Annotated in this window: 11 protein-coding genes; 1 reads left to right on the top strand and 10 read right to left on the bottom strand. The window is 64.4% G+C overall.

Translation table 11 applies throughout. The features are described from left to right. Nucleotides 1–68: 68 nt before the first annotated feature. A complete protein-coding gene (locus A5782_RS03180; RefSeq protein ID WP_067095429.1) occupies nt 69–590 on the top strand; it encodes a hypothetical protein in 522 nt (173 codons plus the stop codon). 56 nt (nt 591–646) lie between these two features. On the opposite strand, the gene A5782_RS03175 is transcribed toward A5782_RS03180, so the two are convergent. The 10 genes from A5782_RS03175 to A5782_RS03130 form a co-directional block, all read right to left on the bottom strand. Further along, a complete protein-coding gene (locus A5782_RS03175; RefSeq protein WP_067095031.1) occupies nt 647–2,401 on the bottom strand; it encodes an MCE family protein in 1,755 nt (584 codons plus the stop codon). Further along, entirely contained in the window at nt 2,402–3,721 is a 1,320-nt protein-coding gene (locus A5782_RS03170; RefSeq protein WP_067095028.1) for an MCE family protein, read from the bottom strand. Continuing rightward, nucleotides 3,718–5,136, bottom strand: a complete 1,419-nt coding sequence (locus tag A5782_RS03165; protein WP_067095025.1) for an MCE family protein — start codon at nt 5,134–5,136, stop codon at nt 3,718–3,720. The genes A5782_RS03170 and A5782_RS03165 overlap by 4 nt, the downstream gene beginning before the upstream one ends. Next, entirely contained in the window at nt 5,133–6,251 is a 1,119-nt protein-coding gene (locus tag A5782_RS03160) for an MCE family protein (protein ID WP_067095022.1), read from the bottom strand. Before A5782_RS03160 ends, A5782_RS03165 begins: the two co-directional genes overlap by 4 nt. Then, nucleotides 6,251–7,273, bottom strand: coding sequence for an MCE family protein (locus A5782_RS03155; RefSeq protein ID WP_067095019.1), 1,023 nt, complete (start codon nt 7,271–7,273; stop codon nt 6,251–6,253). Before A5782_RS03155 ends, A5782_RS03160 begins: the two co-directional genes overlap by 1 nt. Then, complete coding sequence (locus A5782_RS03150) at nt 7,270–8,529, bottom strand: MCE family protein (protein WP_067095016.1); 1,260 nt, start codon at nt 8,527–8,529, stop codon at nt 7,270–7,272. Before A5782_RS03150 ends, A5782_RS03155 begins: the two co-directional genes overlap by 4 nt. A 19-nt stretch (nt 8,530–8,548) precedes the next feature. Then, nucleotides 8,549–9,394 carry an ABC transporter permease gene (locus tag A5782_RS03145; RefSeq protein ID WP_067095013.1) on the bottom strand — a complete coding sequence of 282 codons (846 nt, stop codon included), beginning with the start codon at nt 9,392–9,394 and terminating at the stop codon, nt 8,549–8,551. Between the two features lie 9 nt (nt 9,395–9,403). After that, a complete protein-coding gene (locus A5782_RS03140; protein WP_067095010.1) occupies nt 9,404–10,222 on the bottom strand; it encodes an ABC transporter permease in 819 nt (272 codons plus the stop codon). A 387-nt stretch (nt 10,223–10,609) separates the two neighbouring features. Further along, on the bottom strand, nt 10,610–11,815 hold the full coding sequence (locus A5782_RS03135; protein ID WP_067095005.1) for a CaiB/BaiF CoA-transferase family protein: 1,206 nt from the start codon (nt 11,813–11,815) through the stop codon (nt 10,610–10,612). Continuing rightward, entirely contained in the window at nt 11,812–13,338 is a 1,527-nt protein-coding gene (locus A5782_RS03130) for an aldehyde dehydrogenase family protein (RefSeq protein WP_067095001.1), read from the bottom strand. Before A5782_RS03130 ends, A5782_RS03135 begins: the two co-directional genes overlap by 4 nt. Between the last annotated feature and the right edge of the window lie 102 nt (nt 13,339–13,440).

Below are 13,440 nucleotides of genomic sequence, written 5' to 3'. Positions count from 1 at the left end.
GAACGCCGCAACCGACGGTGAAACGGTGCCATTGGCACTCTCGGATTACGCGCTTCGAGGAGCACCTGATGCGTTCAGTCAAAACATTCACCACCGCAACGCTGGTGGCCGCCACTGCATTCGGCGGTTTGAGCACTGCATCCCCAGCCCAGGCAATAACCAAGGAAGACGTGGCCCTCAACGGGACTTTCCGCGCCACGTCCATTGGCGATTGGGCCCAGAGAAATGACCAGTACTTCGGCGAACCGACGGTCTACCAAGTATGGACCATCAGCTCGTCGTGCGAGTCGACCTTGGAATGCCATGGCACGGTGACGAGCGACCAGGGATGGAGCGCACCCCTATATATGAAAGATGGGGAGATGTGGAAGGTGAGGCGCGAAGTGCCGGACTGGGAGCGGTGCGAGGACGGTTCCGCGTTCCCCGGGCAGCAGCAATTCTTTTTCTACCCGGTGAACGACAATGGTGGATTCCAAATCGGATCGCGGGTCCTCTCGGGCAAGGACAAGACAGTCGGCCCCAGCGGCGCCTGCGGGCAAAACCAGTGGCTTGACATCACGATGCCGTTGCGCCTGGACCAGCTCTCCTGACCGCGCGGTCGTAGCTTCATCGCCCCGCCCTCGGGCCGCTTCATCTCAGGGCGAATTCAGGTGGGAAGCATGTCCTTCCATGTCCTGGGCGCTTTCGGAGCAACGAGATCCGACTGCTGGTACAACTTCCCGTCCGGACCGACATAACGACCGGTGCGCGGATCGTACTTTGCCACCACCACCGAGGGCGCGGGCTTAGATGCGTTGGCGCCGAACGCGCTTGGCGCAGCCTGGGGTCCTCCGCCGCCGGCCGTGTCGGCCGTCGCGGGATCGGGAGGAATGGTCGGGGCTGGAGGCGGGGCCGGCGCGGCGGGCGGCGAGGGAAGTTCTCCCGCCGCAGGGACATCGAGTGGCGCTATGGGCGGAAGGTCCGCCGACATTCTCGACATCGGCGCCAGCACTGGTCCCGACGACGGCACGGGGGGAACAGCGGCCCCAGCCGTGCCCGGCGGTGGATTTTCCCCGCGGGGCCCCGCCGGTGCGCCGCGCGGCACCGCCCCCGGCGGTAGCGGCGTTCCCTGCACCGGGCCGAAGATCCTGTCATTGGTGGTGATCCGGTCATCGGGCGGGACGCCCTGGGCTAGCAGATTCGGATCCAGCGGATAGGGACCGAGGGTGTGCTGGCGCATCGCCAGCGGCATGTACGGCTTGTCGCTGTTGCAGATTTCGACGGTCGGTGCGCGCTTACCCGGGTGACCCATGCAGGGATAGTTGCGGGCACCGCGAACTCCGATCGGTGAATCCTGCGGGAGTTTGCAATACAACCCGTCCGGTGTGTCGATGTCGGTGAGGTCGTCCGGGGAACGCCACGTGTTGGGTGGCATGAAGCCGACCGTGCAAATAGGCGGATCGTCGACCGTGGCGGCGAAGTCGCCGTAAGCCCTACCGTCGGGATGGTTTTCACCCTGAGCGGCCTGCTCGATAGCAACCCCCGACGGCAGCAACACCAGCAGCTGCTCGATCGAGGGGTGGTAGGTGACGCCGATCTGCCCGATAGTGGTCAGGTTGGCGAGCAACACCGGCAGCGTCGGTTTGATTTGTTCGAGAAGCCGGGACGCCTCGTTCGCCGCGTCAGGACCTTTCTCCAAGATAGTGCGAAAGTGAGAATCGTTGTTCACCAACACATCCGAGATGCCGGCGAAGCTACGCGCCCACGTTCTGATCGAATCGGTGGTGCGCGCCTGGGTATCCAGCAGCGGCCCGGTGTCTTCGGTGAGGGCTCGGGTGCGATCGACGACGCCGTTGGCGTCGCGGGACAGCGTCTTCGAGGAATCGATCAGTGACCCCAGGTCGTAACCGGAGCCGTTGAAGCCCTGGAACGTCTCGTCGAGCAATTGGCCGAGTTTGGTCTTCGGGATGCTGCCGACCAACGCGTTGAGCTGCTCGAGCATCGGCCCGACCGGCTGCGGAATCGTCGTGTCGCGCACGGCGATAACTGAGCCGTCGTGCAGGTAGGGCGCCGAATTGGTCTTGGGCCGCAGATCCACATACTGTTCACCCACCGCGGAGACACTGAGCACCTGCGCTGTCAGGTCTGCCGGGACCTTCGGTGAAGTGCTAAGCGACAGAGTCGCTTTCGCGCCGGTCGGCGTCAAACCCACCGAGGTGACCTTGCCGAGCTGAACCCCACGGTAGGTCACGTTCGAAAACCGGTACAGGCCGCCGGTGGCCGGCAGCTCCAGCGTCACCGTCATCCGGCCGATGCCCAGCAGGGTCGGCGCTTGAATGTAGAAGAGGACCATTGCGATGATGCCAATAGTCCCGACAACCGCGAAGATCCCTAGCTGGATACGAACGAAGCGCGTCAGCATCTATCCACCCGCTCCCGTCGGAGGCGCGTCGGCGGGCGCCGGCGTTTGACCAAGACCCGCATCAGGCACCAGGGCCGCACCCGGCGGCGGACCAGGCAGCGGAGCCGCACCCGGCGGAGGCCCAGGCAACGGGCCGTAAGCCGACGAAGGTCCCGGTACCGCACCCGGCGGCGGTGGGGGCAGCGGCAACGCGTTGGGATCGATCCACGGTGGCCTCAGCGGGTTATGCAAAGGATCGAGCGTGTAATTGAAGCGATACGGGTCCCCGGGCACCGGTGGCACGGGCATATCCAGCTGCCCCCAGTGGGTCCCCAGGAACAATCCCTTCTTGAGCCGTGGAATCGTTATGTCGAAATCGAAATGCAGGTTGAAGAAGTCGCCTCGGACCGCTCGGTCGACGAAGTTCTGGGTGAACGGGAACACGAACGCCGCCGCGATGGCCGCGCCGAAATCCGGTCCGACGTCGGCGAGCGCTTTGATAGTCGGCTCCAGGTTTTTAAGATTCTTGACCAGGTCGGCCTGGGAATCGTTGACCAGCCGGGTGGCGGTGTTGCTGAACACGCGAAGGTGGTCCAGGGCGGCCGTCAGACGAGGCCGCTCCCTGACCAACACTTCGAGCGCGGGCGGTATCTTGTGCAGCGCATCGGTGAGAACGTCGCGTTGGTCGGCGAAGGTGGCCGACAGCCGATTCAGCGCCTGGATGGAGGCGACGATGTTGTCTTTCTGGTCGTCCAGAGTTCCGACGAACGTGTCCAGGCGGGTGATCAGATCACGCACCGCGCCCTCGTGCCCGGACAGGGCGGCCGAGAAATTGTGGATGACCTCCCCAATCTGTCCCAGTCCACCGCCGTTGACGACCGCGCCCAGCGACGACAGCGTCTGCTCGGTCGACGGGTAGGCGGATGACCGGCTCAGCGGGATGGTGGCGCCCGGCTGCAGCCGTCCGCTTCCCTGCTGGCCCGGCGGAGTATTGAGCTCCACATGCATCGAGCCCAGCAGGCTGGTCTGACCGACGGTGGCTAGCACGTTGGCCGGGACCACCACATCGCGCTTGACCGAGATCTCGACGTCGGCGTGCCAGCCTTGCACCCTCATCGCACCGACACTGCCGACGACGACGTCGTCGACCATCACCGGCGAATTCGACTCCATCGTCCCGACATTCGGGAGCTCGACATGGTAGATGTTGGCCCCCGGCCCCCGTCCGACCGCACCGGGCAGGGGTAGCGAATTCAGGCCGTGGAATGCGCATCCCGTCGACGTCAACACCACGCAACAGCCGGTGGCGAATACCCGCTTAGCCGCTACCCGGGCCCTCATTGTTGTGGCCCTTCGTCTGGCAGCAGCATGCCCGACACGGTCGGCGCCGGTGGTGGTGGCATCGGCGTCGACGGTGGCGGCGGCAGCGGCATCGCCGCGCCCGGTATCCGCGCCGGCGGCACCGCCCCCGGCGGTCCGACCGGATCACCCGGCAGGCCGGTGTAGGCGGACACTGCGGGCGGGATCTCGGGTGGTCCGGGTTTCGGGCCCTCGCCGCCGGGCGCCAGGCGCGGTTCGGTGTAGAGAATCTTGGACGGGTCAATCGACTTGGATATGAACGGGTTGAGGGGAAGTGGCGAGTTATTCCAGCTGGTCTGCCGCAAGCCGGGACCGAGGAACAGGGAGCACAGCTTGCCCGATTCGACCGCGGTGATGTTCTCGATGGCGCCGATTTGCGTGCAGCCCGGAGTGGACAGCAGAACCTGGCCGCCCCAGGTGGGATTCGCCATATTCATCAGCCCGAATCCTCCGACGATGGTTCCGGTGTCGGCGTTGTAGTCGTTGAAGAAGTTGCCGAACGCGTTCGGCGAGGTGTGCAGAATGTTTTCCAGGGCCATGTGGTGATCGACCAGGTTCTGCGTGACATCGGCCAGCCTGGCGATCTGCTCGCTGGTCTGGTTGCGAGTCCCGGCGATGAATCGCCGCACCTCGCCGACCGCCGTCGACAGATCGGTCAGCGCCGCGTCCAGGTCGGATTTGCTGTCATTGACCACGCTGGTGAGCGTGGCCAGGCGGTCGTTGAACTGCACGAGCTGGACGTTGCTGTCGCGCAGCGCGCCGACGAAGGTCTGCAGGTTTTTGATGATGTCGACGATGTTGCCGCTGCCGTTGGCAAGGATCCGGCCCACGCCTGACAATTGGCCGAGTGTTTGCCGCAGCTTGTCGCCGTTGCCGTCCAGCGCATTGGCGGCGCTGTCGATGAACCGGCCCACGGATGTGCCCGATACCCCACTCTTGGGCCCCAAATCCGTTGCCAGCCGCATCAACTGGGTTTTGACCTCATCCCACTCGACCGGCACCGCGGTGCGCTCAACCGGTATGACCGCCCCATCGTGCATGACCGGCCCACTATCGCGGTAGGCCGGTGTGAGCTGGACGTAGCGGGCCGCCACCAGATTCGGGGCGACGATAACCGCCTTCGCGTCCGCCGGAATGGGCACGCCGCGGTCGACCTCAAGGGTCATCTTGGCCTGTGTGCCCTGCGGCTGAATGGATTTGATGTTGCCGACCTTGACACCCGAAACCCGCACCTCGTCATGGGGATAGATCGCGGTGGCGGTGGTGAAAAAGGCGGTAATCGTCCGTGGGCCGAAGAACGTGTTTCGGACGACCACGGCGGCGCCGGCAACAATCAGCCCGACCAAGACAACCGCCGTCACGGCCACCAGCCTGCCGCGCGGCATCCGGGAGATCATTGCGATCCTCCGATCCGTCCGCCCAACGTGCAGCCAGGGCACTGTGGAATCAAGTTGTACGGCCAAGGGGTCAGCGCCCGAGGTACCGGGGACGGGAAGCCGGGACCCTTAGAAGTATCGAAGGTGCGGAATCCCCAGAGGTAGTCGACCAACTCCTGGAAGAGTTGCGGGACAAGGAAGTTCGGGGCGAACGCCTGGTAGGCGTACATACCGGAGATGGCCTCACCGACCGTGATTTCGAATTTGGCGAGACCCGGCAGCGCTTTGCCGATGTTGTCGCGGTTCTTCTCCAGCACCGCGGTCACCCGATTCAGCCGCTCCAGCGTCGGTGCCAATGTGCTTTCGTTGTCGTGCACCAACCCCGTCAGCTGCTTGGCCACCACCGAGGTGTTGGCCAGCAGGTCCACGACCTCTTGTCGCCGCGCGACCAGCACTTGCAGCAGAGAATCGGAGTTGAGGATGAGCTTGTTGACCTGCATGCTGCGTTCGGAAAGTATCCCGGTGACGTCGCCGGCACTCTTGAACAAGTCACCCAGGTTCTTGTTACGACTGTTGAGGGTTCGTGATAGCCGGGTGAGTGCGTCGAAGGCCGGCCCCATTTGGGGTGCGATCTGGTCCAGCGTCGCCGCCAGCGTGTCCAACGACTGATTCAGCGCCGTGGTGTTGGTGCCGGCCGTGTCCGATGTCAGATCGCTGACCGCTTCGGTCAGCGAGTACGGCGAAGACGTGCGCGAGACGGGGATCAGCGTCATCGGGTGCATCGTGCCGCTGCCGGCGGACTCCACCGTCAACATCCGCTCGCCCAGCAGCGAGCCGGTGCGGATGTGCGCGGAAGTCTCCGACCCGAGCAGGATGTTGCCTTTCATCGCGAACGTCACCAGCGCATCGCCGTGGCGCAGCTTCACATCCGACACCGTGCCGACCTTCATCCCCGACACAATGACGGGGTTGCCCGTCGCAAGGCCGCCGGCTTCGGTAAACAGCGCCTGGTAGCGGACCATCGTCGCCCACGAGATGAAGCGGTCGGGCGACAGGCCCACCAGGATGACCATCACCGCCAGGACGACGCCGATGAGTCCGGGCTTGACCAGCCCAGCTCCGCGATACTTGAGCATTAGGGTTCCGTGCACCTTCCTGCATCTGACCTGAAGATATTGGCGCGCACGGTCTTACCCGAAAGATCCGTGCCGCGGATCCCGAACTGGCAGAGGTAGTACGGGATGGTGGCGCCGTTCACGCCGAGGCGGACCAGCTTGCGGTAGTTCTGTGGCGACTTGGCGATTGCGGCGTCGAGGCGGTCCTTGTCGTTATCGAGGATCGGCGCCAGCCGATTCAGCTGAGCTATGGTGCCGGACAGCGGCGGGCGGGCCTCGGCCAGCAGATCCGCCAGCGAGGCGGTCCCCCTGTCCAGGGCGTCAATCGCGGACCCGATCGTGTCGCGGTCATTCGACAGGCCGCTGACAAGCTGCTCGAGGCGATCGATCGCGCCGGAGAACTGTTTGCCGTCCTTGGCAACCGTGCCGATCACGATGTTGAGGTTGTCGATCAGTTGTTGCACGGTTTGATCGTTGTCGGCCAAGGCGTTGGAAAACGACGTCGTCTTGGCGAACAGCGACTCGAGAGTCCCGCCTTGACCCTGGAAGACCTGCAACAACCCCGAGGTGAGCGCGTTGACATCGCGCGCATTCAGGCCCTGGGTAACGGGTTTGAGTCCGCCAAGCAGCAGATCGAGGTCAAGGGCCGGGGCGGTACGGTTGACCGGAATCTGACCGCCGGCCGGTAGATGCTTGGTCGAGCCCGGACCATCGACGAGTTCGAGGTAGCGATCGCCCACCAGGTTGAGGTAGCGGACCGCCGCCCTGGTGCCCTCGGTGAGGACGACGTTGCGGTCGGCGTCGAATTTCACCACAACTTTCTTGTCCGGTTGCAGCGACACGCTGTTGACCGTGCCCACCCGGATCCCGGCGACGCGCACCGACTGGCCCGATTTGAGACGCGAGACGTCGGTGAACACTGCGGAATACTTGGTCGTCGAACCCGTCCGGTACTGGCCGAAGATGAAGAACAGGAAGGCAGTAAGGATCGCCATCACGACCGCGAAGATCCCGAACTTGATCAGCGTGGCGCGCGTTCTCATCCGGGTTGTCCGATCTGGGCGGGGTTGCGTGGCGGGCCGGCGATCGGCCCGTACAACAGCTGCTTGAGCCCGTCGAAGTTGAGCAACAGCTGTGGGTTTCCGTACCCCACCGGGTCGGCGCCGATATCGGTAATCAATTGCGGTGGACTCGTGTTGAACGGCAGCTTCGGCAGGCCCACGCACTGCGGGCCGCCCGTCGCCGCAACCTTGGGCAGGTTCGTCGGGTACCGATAACGTTCGGCGCCCCACGTGAGACTCGCCGAGATGTTGATGCTCGGTTCCGACAACGGCGCCCCGTGCGTTATCTGTACGAGCCCGGCAAAAGCGCAGTTGAGAGCCGGGGCGTACTCATTGGTCAGGTCGGTGGTCGGCACCAGAAGGTGCAATACATTCGTCAGCGGTTGGCGGTTCGTCGATAAGACGTCGTTGCCGATGTCGGCCAAGCCGATCGCGCTGATCAGCAGCGCATCCAGGTTGTGCTGCTCATCGACAAGCGTCTTGCTGATCCGGACCGCGTTGGATGCGGTCTTCACCAGGTCCGGAGCCGCGTCAGCATAGGCGTTGGACACCGCCGGCAAGACCGCAAGGTCATGCCTGAATGCGGGAAGACTCGGCTCCAACCTGGCCAGAAACGAATCCAGGTCGTTCAGTGACTGCCCAAGCTGTGGACCCCGGCCACTGAACGCCTGTGCCAGCGCACCCAGCGACTCGTTGAGCTTCGGCGGATCGATGTGGCTCAGAACCGACACCAATTGCTGGAACACCGTGTTGATTTCGACCATGACGTGCTGTCCCTGCAGCGTCTGGCCGCTGTGTAGCCGTTGGGCCGAGGGTTGGTCGGGTTCTACCAGCAGGACGGACTTGGCACCGAAGACCGTCGATGACGCGATGTCGACGAGCACGTTGGCGGGAATGAAGCGCATCTGCGACGGGTCCATCGCCAAGTGAATGGCCGCTTGGCCGTTGGGCAGCGAGTTGATCGAGGCCACCTTGCCCACCTGCACGCCGCGCAGCTTGACCTTGGCGTCCGGGTTCATGACCAGGCCGGCTCGCTGCGAAACCACGGTCACCGGCACGGTTTGGGTAAAGGAGCCCTGAAACAGACCCACCGCCACGGCGAAGATCACACCAATGATGACGACGGTGGCCAGTCCGAACAGGGGCGGCAGGTAATTGCGCTCGGGCGGCCGGGTATGGCCGGCGCGCGCGGGTCGGCCGCCGACCGCGCCGCGACCCGCTGGCACATTCTGAGTCACTGCCGTTCCACCTCCTCTGCTAACCGGACAGGTTGAAGTTGCCGTTGGAACCGTAAATAGAAAGCGAGACCAACAGCGTTACCGAAACCACGACGATGAGCGAGGTGCGCACCGCGTTACCGGTCGCGTTGCCCACACCGGCTGGCCCCCCCGAAGCGAAGTAACCGTAGTACGTATGGATCAACAAGATGGTGAGCGCCATCAAAATGGCCTGCAAAAACGACCACAACAAGTCGATCGGGTTCAGGAACGTGTTGAAGTAGTGCTGGTACAAGCCCTGTGACTGTCCGAGCAAGAACGTCGTGGTGAACTGACTGGCCACGAACGACAGGATGACGGCGATGCTGTACAACGGCGTGATGGCCATCATTCCCGCCAGGATCCTGGTGCTCACCAAATAGGCAACCGGCCGAATCGCCATGCTCTCCAAGGCATCGACTTCTTCGTTGATCCGCATGGCGCCCAACTGGGCGGTCACCCCGGCGCCGAAGGTAGCCGCCAGACCGATCCCGGCGACCACCGGTGCCGCGATTCGCACGTTGATGAATGCGGCCAAAAAGCCTGTCAGCGCCTCGATGCCGATATTGCCCAGCGAGGTGTAACCCTGAATGGCCAATGTGCCGCCCGCTGCCAGCGTCAAAAAGCCGACGATCACAACGGTTCCGCCAATCATCGCCAAAGTGCCCGCGCCCATGCTGATCTCGGCAATCAGCCGCACGACTTCGCGCGTGTAGCGAGTAGCTGCGAAGGGGATTCCGGCGAGCGCTCTACCGTAAAACATGGTGTGATCGCCGATCCGGCCCAAGAAGGCGACCGGCCTCTCGAGCTGGCGGGTCAATCGTGGATATGCGGCCCTGAGCGCCATTCGCAGTCCCTACTTCGCCGTCATCTTGATGCCGACCGCGGTGACCACCACGTTGACGACGAACAGGGACATGAAGGCGTAAACCACGGTTTCGTTCACCGCGTTGCCAACAGCTTTAGCGCCCCCGCCGGTGATCGACAGGCCCCGATAACAGGCGACCAATCCGGCGATGAGGCCGAAAAGGGCTGCCTTGACGCACGAAATAATCACCTCGGGCACGCCGGTGAGCAAGGTGATACCCGCGGCGAACGCACCAGGGTTGACGTCTTGCACAAACACCGAAAAGACGTAGCCGCCAAGGACGCCGATGATGACAACCAGGCTGTTGAGCAAAAACGCCACCAATCCGGAAGCCAGCATTCGCGGTGTCACCAGCCGTTGCACCGGGTTGATGCCCAGCACTTCCATCGCGTCGATTTCTTCGCGAATCGTTCGCGCCCCCAGGTCGGCGCACATTGCCGTAGCACCGGCGCCCGCAACGATCAAAACGGTGACCAGCGGGCCGAGCTGGGTGACTGCACCGAACGCGGCCCCCGCACCGGACAGATCCGCCGCGCCCAGTTCGCGCAAGAGGATGTTGAGGGTGAAGCTGACGAGGACGGTAAACGGGATCGCTACCAACAGGGTGGGAGCCAGCGACACCCGTGCGACAAACCAGGATTGCTCCAAGAACTCCCGCCACTGGAACGGCCGGCGGAACGCGAACTTGACCGCGTCGGCCGACATTGCGAACAAGGCTCCGACCGCTTGCATGGGCCCCGAGAAGTCCCATTTCAGTTTCAGCTGCGGCAATCCTGCTGACCAGTGGTTTGCTCCCTTGGTTGCCATCGGTCTCAGACCCTTCCCCGCGTTACGAGACCGACAGTCTTGTTCTGGCGCAACGGCTGCGGTAGATTCGGCAGCATTGACGGCTGTAAACGCGTGCTGACGAGGGCGAAATGCTCGGCGGGCAGCCGCATTCCGGCAAGGATCTGCGATGTGACAGCCGCTAGCTCGCTCACGCCAGACCTCCGTTCGTGAGTTGGCGCTGCAAAACGAAGAACTCCACGTCTTGAAGCGTCCGGCGATTATGACTCATGCCAAGTCCAGGCGGAGCGAAAAATGCATAACCGTTATCGCGCATTTCGCGGTCGGTGCAAGGGCGCAAGGCAATTGCGTCCCAACAGAAGCGAAGGTCGCCTCACGCATTACAGGGCTGCTCCAGTCCACTAGTACTCACGTGACGGCACCGGCCGTCTTGAGTTCGATGATGCGGTCCCAGTCGAGGCCGAGCTCCATCAGGATCTCGTCGGTCTGCTCAGCGAACCCGGGAGCCGGCCCGGTCTGTGGCGCTGCGACGTCGAACTGTACCGGGTTGGCCACCAGCTCGAGTTCACCCGCCCGCACCATGTACTCGTTCGAGCGGATCTGCGCGTCGTCGGCTGCTTGCAGGGTGTCCTGCACCGGTGCCCACGGCCCGGAGAGCGTGGCGAAACGTTCGCTCCACTCGACCAGTGTGCGGGCGGCGATGGCCTTGGTCAGCAGTTCCACCGCGTCGGCGGTGTTGGCCGCGATGTTCTCCACCGTGTCGAACCGTGGGTCATCGGCCAGCTCGGGCAGGTCGACATGGCGGCACACGTCGGCCCAGAACTTGGTGGGCTGCATCATCACGAAGGAGATGTAGCGGCCGTCGGACGTCGTGTACAGGCCCACCAGTGGGTTGTTGGGCGCGCCGTGCACACCGGGCGGCGGCGACTCCAGCCGCTGGTTCAGATGCCTTGTCAGCGCGACCGTGTGGCCCAGCGACCAAAGGCCACTGCCCAGCAGCGACACATCGACGACGGACGGTTCGCCGGTGCGCTCACGCTTGAGCAGCGCGGCCGCGATGCCCCCGGCGAGGTTGGTGCCCGAGATGGTGTCGCCATACGCCGGTCCGGGCGGCGCGATCATGCCCGGCATGCCGGCGGGAGTAATAGTGGCGGCGGTTCCGGCCCGGCACCAGAAGGCCGTCATGTCGTAGCCGCCCTTGGTCGACTCTTCGCCGCGCGGGCCTAGCGCACTCCCCCGCGCGTAGACGATGTCCGGGTTGACCGCCCTGATGTCGTCGACGTCGATGCCGAACTTCTTCCGGTGATCGGGCAGGAAACTGGTCAGGAACACATCGGCGCGGCGGGCCAACTCGTAGAGCACTTCCTTGCCTCCGGGCACCGACATGTCCAGCCCGATGCTGCGCTTGCCGCGGTTGGCGTGCTCGATGTTGGGGTTGGGATCGCCTTCGACGCGCAGCATCCCGGTCTGCCGCAGCCCCCGTTGCGGGTCACCGGTCACCGCGTGCTCGACCTTGACCACGTCCGCGCCCCATTCGGCAAGCACGGCACCCGCCGACGGGACGAACCCGTACATGGCGACTTCAAGGATGCGGATGCCTTCGAGCGGCCTCATGCACCGGCTCCTCTCGCTGAGACGGCTGGCACGGCAAAGGTCTTGCTCTCCAGGAACTCCTCGAGCCCGGCCACACCCATCTCGCGACCCACGCCCGACTGCTTGAAACCCCCGAAGGGGGTGTCGGCGCCGAAGTAGTTGCCGCCGTTGATGGAGAAGGATCCGGCCCGGATCCGGCGCGCCACGGCGAGCGCGCGGTCCTGATCGCGGCTGAACACCGCGCCCGCCAGTCCGTAGATCGAGTTGTTGGCGATGCGCACGGCATCGTCGTCATCGTCGAACGCGATCACCACGAGGACAGGGCCGAAGATCTCGTCCTGCGCGATCTCGCTGTCGGGATCGACATTGGTCAGCAGCGTCGGTGCATAGAAGTAGCCGGGATCGAGTCGCTTACCGCCGGTGACCAGGGTTGCCCCGGCCGCCACGGCGCGCTGGACCATGCCGTCGACCTTGTCCCGCTGTTGCTCGTTGATCAGCGGTCCCATGTAGGTCTTGGGGTCGGCCGGGTCGCCGTGTCGCACCTTGGCGAAGTTCTGCGCGATCAGCTCGACGATCTCGTCGTGGTGGGACTTGGGCACCAGCAGCCGGGACGTGAGCGCACACCCCTGGCCCGCGTGGGTGACCATGCTGAAGGCCGCGAACAGGGCGGCGTTGGCGAAGTCGGCGTCGTCGAGCATGATGGCCGCCGACTTGCCGCCCAACTCCAGGAAGACGCGCTTGACGGTGTCGCTCGCGGCGGCCATGATCTTGCGCCCGACCGCGGTCGATCCGGTGAAGGTGATGACGTCGACGTCCGGGCTGGTGGTCAGCGCGACGCCGGACGCCGGATCCGACGAACTGAGCACGTTCACCACCCCGGCGGGAATGTCGGTGTGATTGGCGATCAACTCGCCCAGTGCCAAGGTGACCAGTGGCGTGTCCGGGGCGCCCTTGAGCACCACGGTGCATCCGGCTGCCAGCGCCGGAGCGAGCTTCGCCAGTGCGAGCTGGTTGGGATAGTTGTAGGCGATGATGGCGCCGACCACGCCGGCGGCTTCCTTTTCCACCCAGCGGTGGTGACGCATGCCCCGCGATTCTTTTTCGCCGAGGTCTTCGGAGAACTGATAGGTGCGCAGCAGGTCCGCGTAGAAGCGCACGATGCCGATCGGCTCGTCGAGCTGAGCGCCCTGGGTCAGCGCGCGGGTGGCGCCGACTTCGGCGATGGTGAGTTCACGCAGCTCGTCTGCGTGGTCGACGAGCGCCTGGTGCAACTGGTCGAGGCAGCGGATCCGCAGCTCCACGTCGGTGGGCCAGCTGGTGGTGTCGAACGCACGCCGGGCCGCCGCGATCGCCGTCTGGGCCTCCTGGCCGCCGGCCTCCGGCGCATGCCCGATGACCGCACCCGTCGCGGGATTGATCGAGGGGAACGACTTTTCGGCGCCGACCAGCCGGCCATCGATCAACAGACGGCGGTCGAGGTGGGGCTCAGGCGCGGCATCCGCGATGGTCTGCGCCGCGGGCTCTGCCGTGTCCTGGGCAGGCATTCCGTACCCCCTAGTGTGGTGGCCGTCACGATAATTTCATTCTCTTCCCCGGCGAATCTTACATTCGAGTTTCGATAATTCAAGAAAGTCTCAGGAATGGGA

Source organism: Mycobacterium sp. 852002-40037_SCH5390672, from assembly GCF_001665875.1.
In the GTDB taxonomy this organism is placed as follows: Bacteria; Actinomycetota; Actinomycetes; order Mycobacteriales; family Mycobacteriaceae; genus Mycobacterium.
Note: the sequence above shows the minus strand (reverse complement) of the source record. Positions and strands in the feature narration are given on the sequence as shown.